Origin of the sequence: Thermus albus (assembly GCF_022760855.1) — a bacterium.
GTDB lineage: Bacteria > Deinococcota > Deinococci > Deinococcales > Thermaceae > Thermus > Thermus albus.
The window spans coordinates 209,772-228,422 of record NZ_JAKTNR010000001.1 but is presented as its reverse complement, the minus strand read 5'-3'; the positions used below and the strand labels follow the sequence as shown (position 1 = coordinate 228,422).

Annotated in this window: 16 protein-coding genes and 2 tRNA genes; 10 read left to right on the top strand and 8 right to left on the bottom strand. The window is 63.9% G+C overall.

The features are described from left to right. Positions 1-13: 13 nt before the first annotated feature. On the bottom strand, positions 14-3,565 hold the full coding sequence (gene metH / locus L0D18_RS01175; protein WP_243026831.1) for a methionine synthase: 3,552 nt from the start codon (positions 3,563-3,565) through the stop codon (positions 14-16). Positions 3,566-3,607: 42 nt separating this feature from the next. Here metH and L0D18_RS01170 point away from each other — a divergent pair, with 42 nt between their 5' ends. Beyond that, positions 3,608-5,131 (top strand): nicotinate phosphoribosyltransferase, encoded by a 1,524-nt coding sequence (locus L0D18_RS01170; RefSeq protein ID WP_243026830.1) that lies wholly within the window; start codon positions 3,608-3,610, stop codon positions 5,129-5,131. Here the strand turns inward: L0D18_RS01170 and clpX are convergent. The 6 genes from clpX to L0D18_RS01140 all read right to left on the bottom strand — a co-directional run bounded on the left by clpX (position 5,128) and on the right by L0D18_RS01140 (position 8,730). Beyond that, positions 5,128-6,321 carry an ATP-dependent Clp protease ATP-binding subunit ClpX gene (clpX, locus tag L0D18_RS01165; RefSeq protein WP_243026829.1) on the bottom strand — a complete coding sequence of 398 codons (1,194 nt, stop codon included), beginning with the start codon at positions 6,319-6,321 and terminating at the stop codon, positions 5,128-5,130. The two genes, L0D18_RS01170 and clpX, sit on opposite strands and share 4 nt — an antisense overlap. Then, positions 6,308-6,892 (bottom strand): ATP-dependent Clp endopeptidase proteolytic subunit ClpP, encoded by a 585-nt coding sequence (gene clpP / locus L0D18_RS01160; protein ID WP_243026828.1) that lies wholly within the window; start codon positions 6,890-6,892, stop codon positions 6,308-6,310. Before clpP ends, clpX begins: the two co-directional genes overlap by 14 nt. A gap of 61 nt (positions 6,893-6,953) precedes the next feature. Then, complete coding sequence (gene tig / locus L0D18_RS01155) at positions 6,954-8,168, bottom strand: trigger factor (protein ID WP_243026827.1); 1,215 nt, start codon at positions 8,166-8,168, stop codon at positions 6,954-6,956. Between the two features lie 34 nt (positions 8,169-8,202). Then, positions 8,203-8,287: transfer RNA gene (locus L0D18_RS01150), tRNA-Leu, on the bottom strand. Positions 8,288-8,340: 53 nt separating this feature from the next. Next, positions 8,341-8,417, bottom strand: a tRNA-His gene (locus L0D18_RS01145). A 28-nt stretch (positions 8,418-8,445) separates the two neighbouring features. Beyond that, entirely contained in the window at positions 8,446-8,730 is a 285-nt protein-coding gene (locus L0D18_RS01140; protein WP_243026826.1) for a rhodanese-like domain-containing protein, read from the bottom strand. 143 nt (positions 8,731-8,873) lie between these two features. On the opposite strand from L0D18_RS01140, the gene carB reads away from it, so the two are divergent. The 9 genes from carB to L0D18_RS01095 all read left to right on the top strand — a co-directional run bounded on the left by carB (position 8,874) and on the right by L0D18_RS01095 (position 18,178). After that, complete coding sequence (gene carB / locus L0D18_RS01135; RefSeq protein WP_243026825.1) at positions 8,874-11,981, top strand: carbamoyl-phosphate synthase large subunit; 3,108 nt, start codon at positions 8,874-8,876, stop codon at positions 11,979-11,981. A 35-nt stretch (positions 11,982-12,016) separates the two neighbouring features. Further along, positions 12,017-12,346 (top strand): cyclic-di-AMP receptor, encoded by a 330-nt coding sequence (locus tag L0D18_RS01130; RefSeq protein WP_243026824.1) that lies wholly within the window; start codon positions 12,017-12,019, stop codon positions 12,344-12,346. After that, complete coding sequence (locus L0D18_RS01125; RefSeq protein WP_243026823.1) at positions 12,343-13,197, top strand: DsbA family protein; 855 nt, start codon at positions 12,343-12,345, stop codon at positions 13,195-13,197. The genes L0D18_RS01130 and L0D18_RS01125 overlap by 4 nt, the downstream gene beginning before the upstream one ends. Positions 13,198-13,207: 10 nt before the next feature. Next, positions 13,208-13,972 carry a tRNA (adenine-N1)-methyltransferase gene (locus L0D18_RS01120; RefSeq protein WP_243026822.1) on the top strand — a complete coding sequence of 255 codons (765 nt, stop codon included), beginning with the start codon at positions 13,208-13,210 and terminating at the stop codon, positions 13,970-13,972. Further along, positions 13,957-15,507 (top strand): Rqc2 family fibronectin-binding protein, encoded by a 1,551-nt coding sequence (locus tag L0D18_RS01115; protein ID WP_243026821.1) that lies wholly within the window; start codon positions 13,957-13,959, stop codon positions 15,505-15,507. The genes L0D18_RS01120 and L0D18_RS01115 overlap by 16 nt, the downstream gene beginning before the upstream one ends. Before the next feature lie 23 nt (positions 15,508-15,530). Further along, entirely contained in the window at positions 15,531-15,881 is a 351-nt protein-coding gene (gene panD / locus L0D18_RS01110; protein WP_243027036.1) for an aspartate 1-decarboxylase, read from the top strand. Next, positions 15,878-16,729 carry a menaquinone biosynthesis prenyltransferase MqnP gene (gene mqnP, locus L0D18_RS01105; protein WP_243026820.1) on the top strand — a complete coding sequence of 284 codons (852 nt, stop codon included), beginning with the start codon at positions 15,878-15,880 and terminating at the stop codon, positions 16,727-16,729. Before panD ends, mqnP begins: the two co-directional genes overlap by 4 nt. A gap of 225 nt (positions 16,730-16,954) precedes the next feature. Beyond that, entirely contained in the window at positions 16,955-17,515 is a 561-nt protein-coding gene (locus L0D18_RS01100; protein WP_243026819.1) for an RNA polymerase sigma factor, read from the top strand. Beyond that, entirely contained in the window at positions 17,516-18,178 is a 663-nt protein-coding gene (locus tag L0D18_RS01095; RefSeq protein ID WP_243026818.1) for an anti-sigma factor, read from the top strand. Positions 18,179-18,294: 116 nt separating this feature from the next. Here the strand turns inward: L0D18_RS01095 and L0D18_RS01090 are convergent, their stop codons facing one another. Then, entirely contained in the window at positions 18,295-18,537 is a 243-nt protein-coding gene (locus L0D18_RS01090) for a plastocyanin/azurin family copper-binding protein (protein WP_243026817.1), read from the bottom strand. Positions 18,538-18,651: the final 114 nt, after the last annotated feature.

Here is an 18,651-nt window from a genome sequence, read left to right as displayed (position 1 = left end):
CGCTTTCCATGGACTAAGCCCTATCCACGTTGAAATACCGCGCCTCGGGGTGGTGCACCACGATGGCGCTGGTGCTATGCTCCGGGTCCAGCTGGAAGTTCTCCGTGAGGCGCACCCCAATCCGGCCAAAACCCATGAGGCGGTCCAGCTTGGCCTGGTCAGCCAGATCGGGGCAGGCGGGGTAGCCGAAGGAGTAGCGGGCCCCTTGGTAGCCCTGCTGGAAAAGTTTTCTGATCTCGGTGGCATCCTTACCCGCTATCCCCCACATCTGCCGCATCCTCTTATGCCAGTACTCCGCCAAGGCCTCGGTCATTTCCACGCTGAAACCGTGCACGAAAAGGTAGTCCTGGTAGGCCCCAGTCTCAAAAAGGGCTTTGGCCTTTTGGCCTGGCTCCTCCCCCATGGTGACCAGTTGCACTCCCAGCACATCCCTCGCCCCGGCCTTAAAGGCGGGAAGCCACCCGGCCTCATCCCCCAAGGGAGGGGCAAAACGGGGACGAAAGTAGTCCACCAGGCTTAGGCCCCCACCCCTTTGCCGGGGAAAGGCAAAGCGCTCCAGCACCTCCTCGGTCTCAGGGGAGAACACCAGAAGCTCCTCCCCCTCCCGGGCCACGGGGAAGAAACCGTAGAGGACCTTAGGCTTAAGCCACCCCTCCTCTATGGCCTCCTTGAGGAGACGCCGGAAAACCGGCTCCGCCTCCCGATCCACCAAGGCCTGCCACGCCTCCCGGGAAAGCCCCTTGCGGCTGTAGCCCCACTGGCCCCGGTACAGGGCCAGCTTGTTCACATAGTGGGCGAGGGTGGCCAGATCCAGGTTCTCCTCCACCCGCACCCCGAAGAAAGGGGGCCGGGGAACGAAGGGGGCCTCTCCCACCGGTTTGGCCCTGGGAGCCACCTTGGACGCCTCCCTTGGCCTTGGGGCTTCCTTAGGGGGGGGAAACGCCTCGCCTCGGGTGAGGGTCTCCATGAGCCTAAGGCCTTCAAAGGCGTCCTCCGCGTAATGGACGTTCGGATAGATGGCCTTGAGCTCCTCCACGTAGGCGCGGGTAAGGGCGGCACCCCCTAGGATCACGGGCAGGGAATAGCCCCTATCCCGCATGTATTCCAGGTTTTCCTTCATGACCACGGTGCTTTTCACCAAAAGGCCCGACATCCCCACGGCATGGGGTTTGTGCTCCTCCACCGCCTTCAGGATCTCCTCTATGGGCACCTTGATGCCTAGGTTCACCACCTGGTAGCCGTTGTTGGTGAGGATGATGTCCACCAGGTTCTTGCCGATGTCGTGGACATCCCCTTTCACCGTGGCCAGGACCATTTTGCCGCGGCCCTCGCTCCGCTTCTCCATGTGGGGCTCGAGGTGGGCCACCGCCCGCTTCATCACCTCGGCGGCCTGCAGGACAAAGGGAAGCTGCATCTTCCCCGCCCCGAAAAGCTCCCCCACCTCCTTCATCCCCTCCAGAAGGGGACCGTTGATGAGGTCCAAGGGCCTATGCCCTTCCCTTAAGGCCTGGTCCAGGTCCGCCTCGAGGCCCCCCTTCCTCCCCTCCACCACCCGGCGCTTTAGCCTCTGCAAAAGGGGAAGGGTCTGGAAAGCATCCTCCTTAAGGGCAGGGTCCTCCCGGTGGGTTTCAAAATAGGCCATAAAAGCCAGTAGCGGGTCGTACCCCTCCCTCCTCTTGTCATAGATGAGATCCAGGGCCAGCGCGTAGGCCTCCTCGGGGATCTGGCTGATGGGGAGGATCTTCCCCGCATCCACAATGGCGGCGGTAAGCCCCCTCTTCCGGGCCTCGTCCAGGAAAATGGAGTTCAGGACCCGCCGGGCCCGGGGCTTCAGGCCAAAGGAAACGTTGGATACCCCCAGGATGAAGCCCACCCCGGGAAGCCTCTCCCGTAGCTCCTCCATGGCCAGCAGGGTTTCCTTGGCCAAGGGGCGGCTCTCCTCGTCCCCTTGGGTGATGGGGAAGGTGAGGAGGTCAAAGAGGAGGTCCTCCGGGTGGAAACCGTGGTGCTCGGTGAGGCGCTCAAACATGCGCAAGGCCACCTGCACCTTCTCCTTCTGCGTTTTGGCCATGCCCCTTTCGTCAATGGTGAGGACCACCAAGGCCGCCCCGTGGGCCTTGGCCAGAGAAGCCACCTGGTCAAACTTCAAGAGGCCGTCCTCGAGGTTGGCAGAGTTGAGAAGGACCCGGCCCGGAAGGTGCTTCAGGGCCAGCTCCATGGCCTCGGGGGAAGTGGAATCCACCATGAAGGGCACGGTGACCGCCGTGGCCAGGTGGGGAAGGAGCCAGGCGAGGTCCGCAAGCTCATCCCTTCCCGTCCAGGCCACGGAGAGGTCCAGGGCGTGGGCCCCCTCCTCCACCTGCTCTCGTGCCAGGGCCAGGATCCCCTCCAGGTCCCGGGCAAAGAGCATCTCCCGAAACCGCTTGCTCCCGGTGGCGTTCAGGCGCTCCCCCACCAGGAAGACGCTGGCCTCCTGGCGCAGGGGAACCGCCTGATACAGGGAGGCCACCTGGGGTGGGAAGGCTTCAGGACGCTTGGGGGCCGGCTTCCCCTTGACCACCTCCGCCACCTGGCGGATGTGCTCCGGCCCCGTGCCGCAGCAGCCCCCCACGGCGTTCACCCCGTACTCGGTCACGAACTTGAGGTGCCACTTGGCCAACTCCTCTGGGGTGAGGTCATAGACCACCCTTCCCCCTTCGTTCCGGGGCAGGCCCGCATTGGGCAAGCAGCTCACGAAACGGGTAGCGTTCTCGGCAAAGTAGCGGATCTTGGCGTCCATGAGGTCGGGGCCCGTGGCGCAGTTCATGCCTACCACGTCAATGGGCAGGCTCTCCAGGGCTGCCAGGGCCGCCTGCTCGTCCGTGCCCACCAGCATGGTGCCCGTGGCCTCCATGGTCACCTGGACCTGCAAGGGAACCTCCCTGCCCACCTGGGCCATGGCCTCCCGGGCCGCAAGGACAGCACACCGCACTTGCAAGATGTCCTGGGCAGTTTCCAGAAGAATCAGGTCCACCCCGCCCCTTAGAAGCCCCCGTACCGCCTCCTTATAGGCGGCAAAAAGCTCGTCCCAGGTGATCTGGCCCAGGGAGATAAGCTTGGTCCCTGGGCCTAGGGCCCCCGCCACGAAGGCCCCGTAGGGCGCGGCCACCTCTTTGGCGATGCGAGCCCCCAGGTAGGCCAGCTCCTCCGCCTCCCCCTCGAGGCCATACTCCGCCAGCACATGGCGGAGAGCACCAAAGGTATTGGTCTCAATCACCTCGGCCCCGGCCTCCAGGTAGGCCCGGTGGATCTCCTGGATGACCTCGGGCCGGGTACGGTTCAAAACCTCCGGGCAACCAAAGTAGGCCTCCCCCCCGTAATCCTCAGGGGTGAGGTCCCTCTTTTGCAACTCGGTGCCCATAGCCCCGTCAAAGACCAGGGGTCTTTCCAAAAGGGCCTTCAGGTAAGGGAACTTCTGCGCCCGGGCTTCCTTGTTATAGCCAAGCCGCACCAAGGGGGCATCCCCAAACCCTGCACCCCCCAGGTGGTGGCGGCAGCCAGGGCTACAGGTGTGGACCTCCACCATATCCCGCTAGTGTAGCGAAAAGAAGCGGGCTATGCTAGGCCCATGGACCCCTTCGGCATCCTCTACACCGACCTCTACCAGCTCACCATGGGCCAGGTTTACTTCCGGCTTGGCCTGCACGAAAGGGAAGCCCTCTTTGAAGCCTTCTATCGCAAGAACCCCGACTACGGGGCCCATCAGGCGGGTTACACCGTCTTCGCCGGTCTGGATCCCCTCTTGAGTTGGATGGAAGCCGCCCAGGTTGGCGCAGAGGAGCTGGCCGCCCTCCGCACCTTAAAGAGCCGTAGCGGCAAGCCCCTCTTCGCCGAGGATTACCTGGCATATCTAAGGGGGATAGGAGGCTTTCCGGGGCTTACCCTAAGGGCCCTTCCCGAAGGCCGGGTGGCCCATCCCCAGGTGCCCCTCATCAGCGTGGAAGGCCCTCTCCTCCAGGCCCAGCTCCTGGAAACCGCCCTTTTGAACCGCATCAACTACGAAACCCTCATCGCCACCAAGGCCAGCCGGGTGCGGGAGGCCGCAGGGGAGGCGCCGGTGCTGGAGTTCGGCCTCCGCCGCGCCCCCGCCAAGGGGGGGGAGGCCGCCACCCGGGCCAGCCTCATCGGGGGGGCCAACCGCAGTAGCGCCGTAAGCCTTTCCCACCTCCTGGGCCTTCCCTCCTCCGGCACCCACGCCCACAGCATGGTGCAAGCCTTTTTGGCGTTGGGCCACTCTGAGGAGGAGGCCTTCCAGGCCTTTGCCGAGGTCTTCCCCGACGACACCATCCTGCTTCTGGACACGGTGGACACCCTCCACTCAGGCCTGCCCCACGCCATCCGGGTATTTGAAAGGCTAAGGCGCAAAGGGCACCGGCCCGTGGGGGTACGCATTGACTCCGGGGACCTGGCCTACCTGGCCATCCAGGTGGCCAAGGAGTTGGACCAGGCGGGCTTCCCGGAGACCCTCATCGTGCTCTCCGGGGACCTGGACGAGCTGGTCATCTGGCAGATCAAAAGCCAGATCCAGGAGGAGGCCCCCCGGTACGGGGTGGACCCGGACCGGCTTTTGAAGCGCCTGGTCTATGGGGTGGGCACCAAGATGGTGGTCTCTTGGGGCTATCCCGCACTAGGAGGGGTCTACAAGCTGGTGGCCATCCGGGAAAACGGCACCTGGGCCCCGGCCATCAAGATCTCGGACTCCCTGGAAAAGGTGCTGAACCCCGGGCACAAAAAGGTCTTCCGGGTCTACGACCATAGGGGCCTGGCCACCGCCGACCTCCTCGCCGCCTTTGACGAGGAGGTCAGAGAGGACCAGCCCCTCACCTTGCGCCACCCCACGGACCCCACCAAGCGCCGCACCCTCAAGCCAGGAGGGTTCACCCTCGAGCCCCTCCTGGAAGAAGCCTACCGGGGAAGGCGCCTCTTTCCCCCCTTGCCCCTAGAGATACTACAAGAAAGGCGGCACAAGGACGTGGAGCGCCTAGACCCCGGGGTGCGCCGCCTGGTAAACCCCCACATCTACCACGTATCCCTTAGCGAAAGGCTTTTCGCCCTGAAGGAGGAACTGGTGGCCCGGCTGGGCCAGGCTTAGGAGGCCTGGCGAAGCTTGGCCTCCTCCAGGGCCCTAAGGGGCTGGTCCAGGTGGGGGAGGTCAATGACCAGCTCCTTTACCCCGCTTCCCGGGGCCTCAAACATCAGGTCCACCATGGTCTTCTCCAGGATGGCCCTTAGGCCCCGGGCCCCCGTGCCCCGCTTTAGGGCCCTGCGGGCGATCTCCTTCAAGGCCGCCTGGGTAAAGCGGAGCTCAATCCCCTCCATGCGCAAAAGCTCCTGGTACTGCTTCACCAGGGCGTTTTTGGGCTCGGTAAGGATACGCACCAGGTCATCTTCCGTAAGGGGGTGGAGCTGGACGATGAGGGGGGCCCGGCCCACAAACTCCGGGATCATGCCGAACTTCACCAGGTCCTCGGGGATGACCTCCAGGGGCTCGTCCTTGGTCTTGGTGCGGGTAAAGCCGATGGTGGTGCGCTCGGTTCGGGCCTTCACGATGGCCTCGAGGCCCTCAAAGGCCCCGCCCAGGATGAAGAGGATGTTCTTGGTGTTCACGGGGATGAACTCCTGGTGCGGGTGCTTGCGCCCCCCTTGGGGCGGCACGTTGGCGATGGTGCCCTCAATGATCTTTAAGAGGGCCTGCTGCACGCCTTCCCCGGAAACATCCCGGGTTAAGGAGGGGTTTTCCGACTTGCGAGCGATCTTGTCAATCTCGTCAATGTAGACGATGCCCATCTCCGCCCGCTCCACGTCAAAGTCGGCGTTTTGCAGGAGGCGAAGAATAACGTTCTCCACGTCCTCCCCCACGTACCCCGCCTCGGTTAAGGTGGTGGCGTCGGCGATGGCGAAGGGCACGTCCAAAAACCGGGCCAGGGTTTCCGCAAGAAGGGTCTTGCCCGTGCCCGTGGGACCGATGAGGAGGATGTTGGCCTTGCCGATCTCCGCCTCCGGATGGAGGAGGCGTTTGTAGTGGTTGTAGACGGCTACGCTCAAGGCCCTCTTGGCCGCCTCCTGCCCCACCACGTACTGGTCCAAATGGGCCTTGATCTCCCGGGGTCTGGGCAGGCGGCTGGGCCCCTTGGGAACTGGCTTTTCCCTGGAAAGAAGCTCCCGGGCCCGCTCCACGCATTCCTCGCAGATGTAGACCTCGGCGACAGGGCTCTCCAGAAGCCGCCCCGTCTCCGGCGGGCGCAGGCCGCAGAAACTACAGAAGGGCCTAGGCTTCCTCACGGCTCACCACCTGGTCAATGAGGCCGTACTCCATGGCCTCCTGGGCTGAAAGGTAATAGTCCCGGTCGGTGTCCTTTTCCACCTTTTCCAGGGGCTGGCCAGTGTGCTTGGCCAGGATCTCGTTCAAAAGCTTCTTGGCCTTCAGGATCTCCTGGGCCTGGATGGCGATATCGCTGGCCGTGCCCCGCACCCCGCCCCAAGGCTGGTGGATCATGACCTTGGAGTGGGGCAGGGCGTAACGCCGGCCCTTTTCCCCAGCGGCCAAGATCACCGCGGCCATGCTGGCCGCCATGCCGATCACAATGGTGGAAACCGGGGCCCTGACGAACTGCATGGTGTCGTAGATGGCCAGGCCCGCATCCACCTCACCCCCCGGGGAGTTGATGTAAAGGCGTATCTCCTGGTTGGGGTTTTGCGCATCCAGGAAAAGAAGCTGGGCCACGATGGTGTTGGCCACCTGGGAGTCTATGGGGGTGCCCAGGAAGATGATGCGATCCTTGAGTAGCCGGGAGTAGATGTCGTAGACCCGCTCGCCGCGGGCGGTCTGCTCTATGACGTAGGGTATGACCATACCAGTCCCCATTGTAGCGGCAAGCCCAGGGGGAAAACCCCCCTGGGCCACCATGGCGCACCTAAACCAGCTTGGACAAGGCCTCCTTGACGGCCTTTTCCTGGATGTACGCCGCCCTCAGCCGGGCAAGACCCCTCTCCCCAAACTGCCGCCTCAGCTCCTGCACGGAGACGCCGTAGGACCGGGCCACCGCCTGGAGGTAGGCCTGCCACTCCTCCTCGCTCACCTCGGGCTTGAGCTCCTCAGCCAAGCGCTCCTTAGCCAAGGAACGCCGCACCCGCTTCAAGGCCTCCTGCCTCAGGTCCTCCCGGAACTTTGCCAACTCGCCCTTCTCCTCCAAGGCTTGGAAGTAGGCCTCCAGGGGAATCCCTTGACGGGCCAGGTCCTCGGCCAGGTGCTCTAGGAGATGGCGCTCCTCCGCCTCCAGCATGGAGGGAGGGATCTCCACCTCCAACCCCTCGGCCAGTTTCTCCAAGAAGGCGCGTTCGCGGGCCTCCTGGTACTGGGCTTCCGCCTGCCGTCTCAGGCTTTCGCGCACCTTTTGCCTTAGGTCCTCCAGGCTTTCCGCCTCCAGGGTCTTGGCGAACTCCTCATCCAGCTCGGGAAGCTCGAGGGTCTTCACCTCCAGAATCTCGGTGCGCACCTCCCGCACCTTCTCCCCCTGCTCGTTCAAGACGGGGACCATGACCACCTCCCCCGCACGCCTGCCCAAAAGGGCCTCCCGCACATGGGGAAGGGCCTTGGAAAGGTCAATGGGGAACTCCGCCCCCTCCTCGGTGCGCACGAAAACGTGGTCCTTCTCCTGGGCCTCCCGATCTACGGGCACAAGCTCAGCGTAGCGCTGGCGGAGCTCCTCGAGGGCCTTCTCCACCATCTCCTCCGTGACCTCTTCCGGCACCACCCCGAGGTCAAAGCTCCGCCAGTCGGGAAGCTTGACCTCGGGGTAGTTCTCCACCTCCGCCACGTAGCGGAAACCCTCCCCCTCCTTGAGCTCCTCCTCCACCACCCTGGCCGCCACGGGCAAAAGCCCAAGCTCCTGCACCGCCAAGGGATAGGTTTCCTCCACCAGGCGCTCCTTGAGGTCGGAAAGAAGCTCCTCCCGCCCGATCCGGGCTTCCACCACCTTCAAGGGGGCCTTGCCCGGGCGGAAGCCCGGGATGCGCACCCGCTTAGCCACGTCCTTGAGGAGGGCCTGGTAGCGCTCTTGTACCTTCTCCGCAGGCACCTCCACCCGCACCTTTACCCGATAGCCGGAACGCTCCAGGATCTCCGCCACGCCTCACCTCACTGAACAAGGGGCCTCGCCCGCGTGGTGCGAGGAGCGGGACTTGAACCCGCACGGGTTACCCCACCGGATCCTAAGTCCGGCGCGTCTACCGGTTCCGCCATCCTCGCGTGGGAGGACGAGGCCCCCCTTCAAAATACCACCCCTTTCGGGGTGGAGGTATTGGGGTGAGCGATGGGACTTGAACCCACGACCCCCGGATCCACAGTCCGGTGCTCTGACCAGCTGAGCTACGCTCACCACGCTCAGCATCCGCCATTCTAAGGGCCTAACCCCCCACCGTCAAGGCCTGAAGCCCCCCCTCCAGGCTCATGGCCTCATACCCTTCCGCCTCCAGGTAAAGGGCCGCCACCTGGCTGATAAGCCCCTTCTCGCACACCAGGAGGAGGGGAACCCGGGGCAGGTGGTGTTCCCCTGCTTGGATCTTCTCCAAGGGAACCCACTCCGCCGCAAAGGGCAAGGGGGTGTGGCGCTTGTCCGCGGGGCGGACATCCACCACCTTCACCCCCTGGTTCAAAAGGGCCGGGAGCTCCTCGGGTTTGACCCTACGCATACCCCTGATTGTACCAGGGGAAGGCGGGGCCTCGAGGACCATGCGCAAAGTTATGCAACATCCCCGGGATGTTCTGCATAAGAAGTGGGGTCCTCCTTGGACAACCCGGGGCAAATATGTTATCCTCGCCCATTGGGTACGCGATGCCGCCGAGAAGAGACCTCAAGAAAATCCTCATCATCGGTTCCGGGCCCATCACCATCGGCCAGGCTGCGGAGTTTGACTACTCGGGCACCCAGGCGGTGAAGGCCCTAAGGGGTGCGGGCTATGAGGCCATCTTGGTCAACTCCAACCCCGCCACCATCATGACCGACCCCGAGCTGGCCGAGCGCACCTACCTGGAACCCCTGACCCTGGAGTACCTGGAAAAGGTGATCGCCAAGGAACGCCCCGACGCCCTCCTGCCCACCTTGGGGGGCCAGACCGCCCTAAATCTGTCCATGGCCCTCCACGAGGAAGGCATCCTCGCCCGCTACGGGGTGGAGCTTATTGGGGCCAAGGCGGAGGCCATCAAGAAGGGAGAGGACCGTGAGGAGTTCCAGAAGGCCATGCGCAAGATCGGCCTCGAGGTGCCCCGGGGCCAGATGGTGAGTAGCCTGGAGGAGGGCCTGCACTTTGCCCGGGAGGTGGGCTACCCCGTGGTGGTCCGCCCCTCCTTCACCCTCGGGGGCACCGGGGGCGGCATCGCCCATAGCGAGGCGGAGCTAAAGGAAATCCTGGGCCGGGGCCTCCTCCTTTCCCCGGTGCACACCGCCTTGGTGGAGGAATCGGTCCTGGGCTGGAAGGAGTTTGAGCTGGAGGTGATGCGGGACCATGCGGACACCGTGGTCATCATCACCAGCATTGAAAACGTGGACCCCATGGGGGTGCACACGGGGGACTCCATCACCGTGGCCCCCGCCCAAACCCTTTCCGATGTGGAGTACCAAAGGATGCGGGATGCCGCCAAGGCGGTGATCCGGGAGATCGGGGTGGACACCGGGGGCTCCAACATCCAGTTCGCCGTGGACCCCAGGACAGGCCGCCAGGTGGTCATTGAGATGAACCCCCGGGTCTCCCGCTCCAGCGCCCTGGCCTCCAAGGCCACGGGCTTTCCCATCGCCAAGATCGCCGCTCTCTTGGCAGTGGGGTACCGCCTGGACGAGCTTCCCAACGACATCACCCGCAAGACCCCAGCCTCCTTTGAACCCACCATTGACTACGTGGTGGTCAAGATCCCCCGCTTTGCCTTTGAGAAGTTCAAGGACCTCCCCAACACCCTGGGAGGCCTCACGGACCAGCTGGGCACCCAGATGAAATCCGTGGGGGAGGTGATGGCCATCGGCCGCACCTTCAAGGAGGCCCTCATGAAGGCCCTGAGGGGCCTGGAGCGGGACGTGAAGGCCCTGGCCCAGGTGCGCACGGAAGATTTGGAGAAAAAGCTCTACCCAAACCCCGACCGCATCTATGCGGTCATAGAGCTCTTGCGGCGGGGGATGCCCCTCGAGGACCTCCACCAGGCCACCCGGATTGACCGGTGGTTCCTGCATCAAATCCAGGAGATCGTGGAGGCCGAGGCTTGGCTAAGGCATAACCCACCTAAGGACCGGGAGGACTGGCGCTTCTACAAGGGTCTGGGCCTCACCGATGCCCGCATGGGGGAGATTTTGGGCAGAGGAGAAGGGGAGGTGCGCACCGAGCGCAAGGCCTTGGGGGTGGTCCCCGTCTACAAGACCGTGGACACCTGCGCTGCGGAGTTTGAGGCCTACACCCCCTACCACTACTCCACCTACGAGCTGGAGGACGAGGTCTGGCCCACGCCAAAACCCAAGGTGGTGATCCTGGGCTCGGGGCCCATCCGCATCGGCCAAGGGGTGGAGTTTGACTACGCCACGGTGCATGCGGTCTGGGCCCTGCGGGAGGCGGGCTACGAAACCATCATGGTGAACTCCAACCCGGAGACGGTCTCCACCGACTACGACACCGCGGACCGCCTCTACTTTGAGCCCCTTACCCTGGAGGATGTCCTCAACCTGGTGGAGCACGAGAAGCCCCTGGGGGTCATCGCCACCTTGGGCGGCCAAACCCCCCTGAAGCTGGCCAAGGGCCTGGAGGAGGCTGGGGTACGGCTTCTCGGCACCCCGTTCGCCGCCATCCATAAGGCGGAGGACCGCCAGGAGTTTAACCGCCTTTGCCAAGAGCTTGGCATCCCCCAGCCCGAGGGCCGGGTGGCAGCCACCCCCGAGGAAGCCCTTCGCTTGGCCCAGGAGGTGGGCTTTCCCCTCCTGGCCCGGCCCAGCTACGTGCTGGGAGGCCGGGCCATGCGGGTGCTCCACGGCCGGGAAGAACTGGAGCGCTACCTGGAGGAGGTCTACGAACCCCTTCAGGACAAGCCCTCCATCCTCCTGGACCGGTACCTGGAAGGCGCCTTAGAGCTGGACGTGGACGCCCTTTGCGACGGGGAAGAGGTGATGATCGCCGGGGTGATGGAGCACGTGGAGCGGGCCGGGGTGCACTCAGGGGACTCGGCCACGGTGCTACCCCCCGTGCACCTCTCCCCTGCCGCCTTGGAAAAGGTGAAGGCCTACACCCGGAAGCTGGCCTTGGCCCTGGGGGTTAAGGGGCTATTGAACGTGCAGTATGCGGTCCTTGGGGAAGAGGTGTACATCCTCGAGGCCAACCCCCGGGCAAGCCGCACCGTGCCCTTCGTTTCCAAGGCCATCGGGGTTCCCCTGGCCAAACTGGCCGCCCTCATCGCTGTGGGCAAAACCCTCAAGGAGCTAGGGGTGCGGAACCTGGAACCCGTGCCCCCCTACTATGCCGTGAAGGAGGTGGTCATCCCCTGGCTCAAGTTCCCGGGGGTCATCCCGGTCCTGGGGCCCGAGATGCGCTCCACCGGGGAGAGCATGGGCCTGGACCAGGACCCCTACCTGGCCTACTACAAGGCCCAGCTGGGGGCAGGCCAAAGGCTCCCCCTCTCGGGACGGGTCCGCTTCTTGGAGGAAGGGCTTCCCGAAAAGGAGCGGGCCCGGCTAGAGGAAGTGCGCCGGGCCTACTTGGATGCCGGCTTCACCCTTTCCCACGAAGATTACGATCTGCTTATCGGCCCTATCCCTCATCCCGAGCTGAGGCGGGCGGTGGAGAAGGGCCTTCCCTTCATCACCACCCTGGAGGGAGCCTGGTGGAGCCTAAAGGCCATCCTGAGGGTCCGGGAGAAGGGCACCACGGTCAAAAGCCTTCAGGAGTGGCACGGCATCCTGGAGAAAGCCTAAGGCCAGGTAGGCCCTCCCGTGTACAATGAAGGGCAATGAAGCTCATCGTGGCCATCGTGCAGGATACGGACGCCCCTGGCCTCACCAAGGCCCTTTTGGAGCGGGGGCTGCAGTCCACCAAACTGGCCTCCACCGGCGGCTTTTTGCGGGAAGGGAACACCACCTTGCTCATCGGCCTCGAGGACGATAGGGTTCCCGAAGTCTTGGATTTGATCCGGGAAAAGTGCCGCACCCGCACCCGCCTGGTCACCCGGGGCTTCCCTTTGTCGGAAGCTCCCGACCCCTTTTTGGCCCAACCCGTGGAGGTGCAGGTGGGGGGGGCCGTGGTCTTCGTGTTGCCGGTGGAAGGCTTCTTCAAGGTATGAGGAGCCTGGCCTTCCTCATCCTCTTGGGCGCGGCCCTGGCCCAGATCGGCAAGCCGGTGGAAGGGTTTCTCCAGGGTATCGCACCCCCTCCGGGAAGCGAGGTCCGGGTGGAGGAGAAAAACGGCCGCCTCCTGGCGGTGAGCTATACCGGCCCCCTGGACGCCTCCTTTCTGGCCCAGTTGGTGGACAGGACCACGGGCATGGCCTTCGGGGCCCCTCTTAAGGAGTGGGTAGGGAAAAACGCGGGGAACCTTAAGGGGCAACGGGTCAGCCTGAACTTGGGAGAGGCCTTTCTTGTGGACCTCGTCCTCACGGAGCCCATGCGGGCCCGGATAGGCCCCAGGGAAACTCGGGAAGCGGCCCTGGGCGAGGACCGCTGGGTGCTAGGGGAAAAGGGCCCCGTGCTGCGCATCTTCTCGGACTTCCAATGCCCCTTCTGCCAGCGTCTGGCCCGTGAGGTGCTTCCCCAGCTGAAACCCCGGGCCCTCAAGGGGGAACTCCGGATCAGCTACCGTCACTTCCCCCTCAAGGAGATCCATCCCGAAGCCCTCCCCGCCGCCATGGCCGCGGAGTGCGCCGGGGCGCAAGGAAGCTTTTGGCCCTACCACGACCTCCTGATGGGGGGGAGGCTTGGGGATTACCTGGGCCTGGCCCGCTCCCTCTCCCTGGACCTGAAGGCCTTTGCCAGCTGCCTCAAGCACCCCCAGGTGGCCCAGCGGGTGGAGGCCGAGCGGGCCTTGGCCCTCCGCCTGGGCCTTAGGGGAACCCCCACCGCCTTCGCTGGACCCTACCGGGTCCCCAACCCCTTTGACCTGGAGCAGGTCCTGGACTATCTGGCCCTGGCCCGCTAAAGTGGGCGGGATGGAAGGGGAGCTCTTCCTTCTCAAGGATGGCAAAGGCCGAGCCTTCCTGATCCGCCTCAAGGAGGGTGGGGTTTTCCACCACCACCGGGGCACCGTGCCCCATGAGGCCATCGCCCAAGTGGGCCCAGGGGGAAGGGTCTACACCCACCTGGGAGAGGCCCTCTCCGTCCACCGGCCCACCTTGGAGGAGTACCTCCTGCACATGCGGCGAAGCGCCACCCCCACCTACCCCAAGGATGCCAGCGCCATGGTAACCCTTTTGGACCTGGCCCCGGGGATGCGGGTCCTCGAGGCGGGCACGGGCTCCGGGGGGCTCACCCTCTTCCTGGCCCGGGCGGTGGGGCCTATGGGGCTGGTGGAAACGTACGAGAAGCGCCCCCAGCACCTGGCCCAGGCAGAGGCCAATGTGAAGGCCTTCTGGCAGGTGGAGAACGTGCGCTTCCACCTGGGAAGCCTAGAGGAGGCCACCCTGGAAAGGGAGAGCTTCCACGGGGTGGCCCTGGACCTCATGGAACCCTGGAAGGTGCTGGCCAAGGCCACGGAGGCCCTCATGCTGGACCGCTTCCTGGTGGCCTACCTCCCCAACATCACCCAGGTGCTGGAACTGGTGCAAAGGGCCGAGGGCCTTCCCCTCAGGCTGGAACGGGTTTTGGAGGTTTCCTGGCGGGAGTGGGAGATAAGGCTACCCGTGGCCCATCCCCGCTTCCAGCAGGTGGGGCACACGGCCTTTTTGGCGGTCTTTAGGAAATGGAAGGCCTCCTGATCCACGCCTTTTTGCGGGAGCTAACGGGGGAGCTCCCGGCCCTTAACCTGGGCCTGGCCTTCCCCGACGAGGGAAGCCTGGCCCTCCTCCTCAAGGGCAGGACGGGCCGGATCTTCAACCTGGTTCTCCGCTACCGCCCTCCCTCCCCTAGCCTAGCCCAGGAGGAAGGCACCCTTTTGGGCGAGCCCAAAACCCCCTTCCAACGGCAGCTGCAGGCCCGGGTAAAGGGACCCTTGCTGGAAGCTGAGCAACTCAAGCTGGACCGGGTGGTGTTTTTCCGCTTTGCCGGGGAAAAGGGGTTTGTGGACACGCCCCCCTCCACCCTGGTCCTGGAGGCCACGGGACGGAACGCTAACCTCCTCCTCCTGGACGAAGAAGGCCTGATCCTCGGGGTTGACCGGCCCATCACCAAGGAGGTGAACCGCTACCGGGAACTCCGCCCGGGCCTTCCCTACATGCCCCCACCCCCCTACGAGAAGCTGGACCCCCGCACCCTTACCCTAGAAGACCTCCACATCCTCCTTGGGAAATCCTTGAAGGAGGTGGTGCGCCATGTGGACGGGATAGGCCTGGAACTCATGCGGGAGCTGGCCAAAAGAGCGGGCCTCACCCCGGAAACCCCCTTGGATGAGGAAGCCCTGGCCCAGGTATACCAGGCCCTCAAGGATGTGCTGGAACACCCCCACCTGGGCACTGCCCTTTCCCAGGAGCTTCAGGTAAGGTGGCGGGAAGAAGAGAAAGAGGCCTTGAGAAAGCCCCTCCTCGAGGCCCTTAGAAGGGAAGAGCGAACCCTCCGCGCCCGGCTTCTTGACCAGGAAAGGGCTTTGGAAAGGCTGGAGGAAGCGGAAGGCCTGCGCCGGCAGGCCGACCTCCTCCTGGCCCGGCTTAGGGAGGTGCCCAAAGGGGCAGAAAAGGTGGTTTTAGAGGATTTTGAGGGAAGGCCGGTGGAAATCCCCCTAGACCCCGCCCTCTCCCCCCAGGAGAACGCCCAGAGGCTCTACGAAAGGGCGCGGCGCCTCGAGGGGCTGGCGGAGCGGGCCCTCGCCCTGATCCCTAAGCTGGAGGCCCAGCTCCAGGCCCTACAGGAGGAGGTCCGGCGGGTGGAAAAGGCTGAACTCGCGGAACTCCTCGCCCTCTCCCGGCACCCCAAGGGGCAAAAGGGGCCCAGGCTGGGCCTCCGCTATACTTCCCCTTCCGGATTCCTAGTCCTGGTGGGCAGGAACGCCAAGGAAAACGACCTTCTCACCCGCACCGCCCACTCCGAGGACCTCTGGTTCCATGCCCAAGGGGTGCCGGGAAGCCACGTGATCCTCAAGGCGGAAGGGAAGAGCCCGCCCCTGGAAGACCTCCTCTTCGCCGCCAGGCTGGCCGCCTACCACTCCAAGGCCCGCGGAGAAAACCAAGTTCCCGTGGACTACACCCGCAAAAAACACGTCTGGCGACCGCGCAAGGCCGCCCCAGGCCAGGTTCTCTACACCCACGCCAAGACCCTCTTCGTGGAGGGGTCGCTTCCCCAAGAGGCCGTAGAGGGGTAGACTTGGCTTTTGTGAGAAGGGTGATGTTCCACGCCAAGATCCATAGGGCCACGGTGAGCCATGCCGACCTTCACTACGTGGGTTCGGTAACCGTGGACCAGGACCTCTTGGATGCCGCCGGCATCCTGCCCTACGAGCAAGTGGATATCTACGACATCACCAATGGAGCCCGGCTCACCACCTACGCCCTTCCCGGGGAGAGGGGTTCGGGGGTGGTGCAGGTGAACGGGGCCGCCGCCCACCTGGTGCGCCCGGGGGACTTGGTGATCCTGGTGGCCTACGGGATCTTTGAGGAGGAAGAGGCCCGAAACCTTAAGCCCACCGTGGTTTTGCTGGACGAGGGAAACAGGATCCTCGAGGTGCGCCGGGGATGACCAGGCTACGGCTCTACCTGGACCTAATCCGCTTCGAGCACACCCTTTTCGCCCTTCCCTTTGCCTACGGAGGGATGCTCCTGGCAGCCGGGGGCTGGCCCGGATTTCGCACCTTCCTCCTGGTCACCCTGGCCATGGTGGGGGCCAGGACCATGGCCATGGCCCTGAACCGCCTCATTGACTGGCGGCTGGATGCCCTAAACCCCCGCACCCAGAACCGCCACCTGCCCAAAGGTCTGGTCAAGCCCTGGGAAACCCTCCTCCTTGCCGGCCTGGGCCTTACCCTTCTGGTTTATGCGGGGCTTTCCCTAAACCCCCTTACCGCAAGGCTCCTTCCGGTGGCGGTCTTTTTCCTAACCGTTTACAGCTACACCAAGCGCTTCACCTGGCTTTGCCACTATGTATTGGGGCTCACCATCGGGGCGGCCGCGGCAGGGGGTTGGATCGCCGTCACCGGGAGCTTCCACCCCACCGCCTACTGGCTTTGGGCCGGGGTGGGGCTTTGGATCGCGGGGTTTGACATCCTTTACGCCACCCAGGACTTTAGCTTTGATCGCTCCCATGGGGTGAAGAGCATCCCCGCCCGCTTTGGCATTCCCCTGGCCCTGGGCATCGCCCGCGCCTCCCATCTATTCGCATGGCTTTCCTTCCTCCTGGCTGGCCTTAGTTATGGAGCGGGGCCCTTCTACTACCTGGGCCTTTCCTTGGTGGGGCTTCTCCTAGCTTACGAACACAGCCTGGTGACCCCCGGGGACCTGAGCCGGGTGGACCTGGCTTTCTTCCAAGCCAACGTGGGGGTGAGCCTGGGGATGTTCCTGTTTATCGTGCTGGATCTCTTTGGGGGCTAAGGAACTTGACGGCCAGAACGTAGGCGCCTATCCTGATGCCATCAGGGCTGTGATTTCGCTCAAACAAATCCAGGCCCTCCCAATGGCTTGCCTCAAAAGCCAAGCCTATTCCATAATCTTACTCCAGGTTATTTCCATCCCACATCTCCATGGTTTTCCCCCAGGGGTAGATGCAAGAGCGGATAAAGCTGCAGGAGGCCCCGTCCAGTAGCGATAAGAGGGGAAGTGAACGAGAAGGAGGAGGTCTTTTTCCAATGCCAGCTCCTACGGATGGCCCGCGGGGAAGAAGAGGCCTTGGAGGCTCTGTATCACGCCCTCGCTCCCCGGGTGCTTGCCTTGATACGGCGAATCCTGAACAACCCGGAGATAGCTAAGGAGGTCTTGCAAGATACCTTCTTGAGGGTATATCAACAGGCGTGGCGCTACGATCCCACAAGGGGGAAACCCACTACCTTTGTCTTTGCCATAGCCCGCAATCTCGCCCTTACCCGCTTGCGTGGAGAGGGGAGACAACCCCTTAAAGACCCCACCTTGGATCCCCACGATCCCGGGGGCGATCGGGAAGCCACCTGGGGAATCCAGCCTCAAGGCCGGGAGGACAAGGTGCGCATAACACAAGCCCTGGAGGGCCTATCTCCCCCAGAGCGCCTCCTCCTGGAGGAGGCCTTCTACCTTGGACTAACTCACCGGGAACTAGCCGAGCGCCACGGGCTACCCCTAGGAACGGTCAAGGCCCGCATCCGCCGAGCACTCCTTAAGCTAAAAGAGAAGCTAGGGAAGGCATAGATGGAACACGTGGAAGAGCTACTAACCGACTACGTCACAGGGGGCCTCGAGGCGGAGGAACAAGCGCGAGTGGAAACCCACCTGCGAACGTGTCCCCGATGCCAGGGTGAGCTAGGCTCCCTGGAACAAGCCTTCTACGCCTTGGCCGAAAGCTTGACCCCAGTTCCACCGCCCCCAGAAGGCCTGAGCAAGATCAAGGCCCGTCTCCGCTGGGATCGGCGAAAACGGTGGGCAATCCGGGCTCTTCTCTTTGCCGCTATTATGGCTGGAGTCTTCATCTTGGGAGCCCACCTGGGTCAGATGACCCAAATCCAAGCAGCAACCCTGGAAAAGGTGGCGTATTGGGTTAGCGATCCAGAAGCCCAGTGGCGCCTGCTGAGCGTCGAGGGAGAAAACCTAGGCCTCCTCCTATGGCGGGAGGACGGCCGCTGCCTGGTGCTGCTGCGGGAGCCTCCTCCCCCTAGCTTGGCCTACCAGCTTTGGGGCGAGGAAGGCGGCCTGCTGTATCCCTTGGCCGGGGGACGGACCCGCATCCTCGAGGCCGACTATGGTCGCTTCCGAACGTTGGTCCTCAGTCTGGAACCTGAGCCCGAGCGCACGGCCTCTGGAAAATCCAGACCCTCCCCTCCAACCCACCTCCTCGCCCGCTTAACCTTACCGTAATAAGTTCCCCACCAGGGCGAAAGCCCCGGTGAGGTTATCCTATTGGGGGTCATTTCCCAGGGGCCAAACGCCCACTGGATTTCACCACCATCCCCGATGATTCACCATTAACCCCCCTACCTAACCTCTATCTCTCCTCGCATACCCGGATGTACCCGGCAGAAATAGCTGTAGATCCCAGCCTGGTTAAAGGTGATGGGAGTAGAGGTCTGGCCCTGGTTCAGGATTCCGGTATCGAAGGCCCCACCGTCGGCGGTGGCGGTGTGGGGTGCCGCATCCTGGTTCTCAAAGCTCAGGCTACCCCCCAAGGCCACAAAACAGCGGGCAGGGTGGAAGGTAAACCCTTGGATCTGAATCACGGACGGGCAAGCCTCGAGGGTCCCATTCCCTCCCCCTCCCGTACGGGGATAACATCCGGCCAGTACCAGGGCGGCAGGCAAGCCTATCCACAGCAAACGCATACAGACCTCTCA

What these genes read in the sequence shown, in the direction of transcription:
- metH (WP_243026831.1), bottom strand. Translation starts at nt 3,565, where the DNA reads ATGGTGGAGGTCCACACCTGTAGCCCTGGCTGCCGCCACCACCTGGGG.
- L0D18_RS01170 (WP_243026830.1), top strand. Translation starts at nt 3,608, where the DNA reads ATGGACCCCTTCGGCATCCTCTACACCGACCTCTACCAGCTCACCATG.
- clpP (WP_243026828.1), bottom strand. Translation starts at nt 6,892, where the DNA reads ATGGTCATACCCTACGTCATAGAGCAGACCGCCCGCGGCGAGCGGGTC.
- L0D18_RS01140 (WP_243026826.1), bottom strand. Translation starts at nt 8,730, where the DNA reads ATGCGTAGGGTCAAACCCGAGGAGCTCCCGGCCCTTTTGAACCAGGGG.
- carB (WP_243026825.1), top strand. Translation starts at nt 8,874, where the DNA reads ATGCCGCCGAGAAGAGACCTCAAGAAAATCCTCATCATCGGTTCCGGG.
- L0D18_RS01130 (WP_243026824.1), top strand. Translation starts at nt 12,017, where the DNA reads ATGAAGCTCATCGTGGCCATCGTGCAGGATACGGACGCCCCTGGCCTC.
- L0D18_RS01125 (WP_243026823.1), top strand. Translation starts at nt 12,343, where the DNA reads ATGAGGAGCCTGGCCTTCCTCATCCTCTTGGGCGCGGCCCTGGCCCAG.
- L0D18_RS01120 (WP_243026822.1), top strand. Translation starts at nt 13,208, where the DNA reads ATGGAAGGGGAGCTCTTCCTTCTCAAGGATGGCAAAGGCCGAGCCTTC.
- L0D18_RS01115 (WP_243026821.1), top strand. Translation starts at nt 13,957, where the DNA reads ATGGAAGGCCTCCTGATCCACGCCTTTTTGCGGGAGCTAACGGGGGAG.
- panD (WP_243027036.1), top strand. Translation starts at nt 15,531, where the DNA reads ATGTTCCACGCCAAGATCCATAGGGCCACGGTGAGCCATGCCGACCTT.
- mqnP (WP_243026820.1), top strand. Translation starts at nt 15,878, where the DNA reads ATGACCAGGCTACGGCTCTACCTGGACCTAATCCGCTTCGAGCACACC.
- L0D18_RS01095 (WP_243026818.1), top strand. Translation starts at nt 17,516, where the DNA reads ATGGAACACGTGGAAGAGCTACTAACCGACTACGTCACAGGGGGCCTC.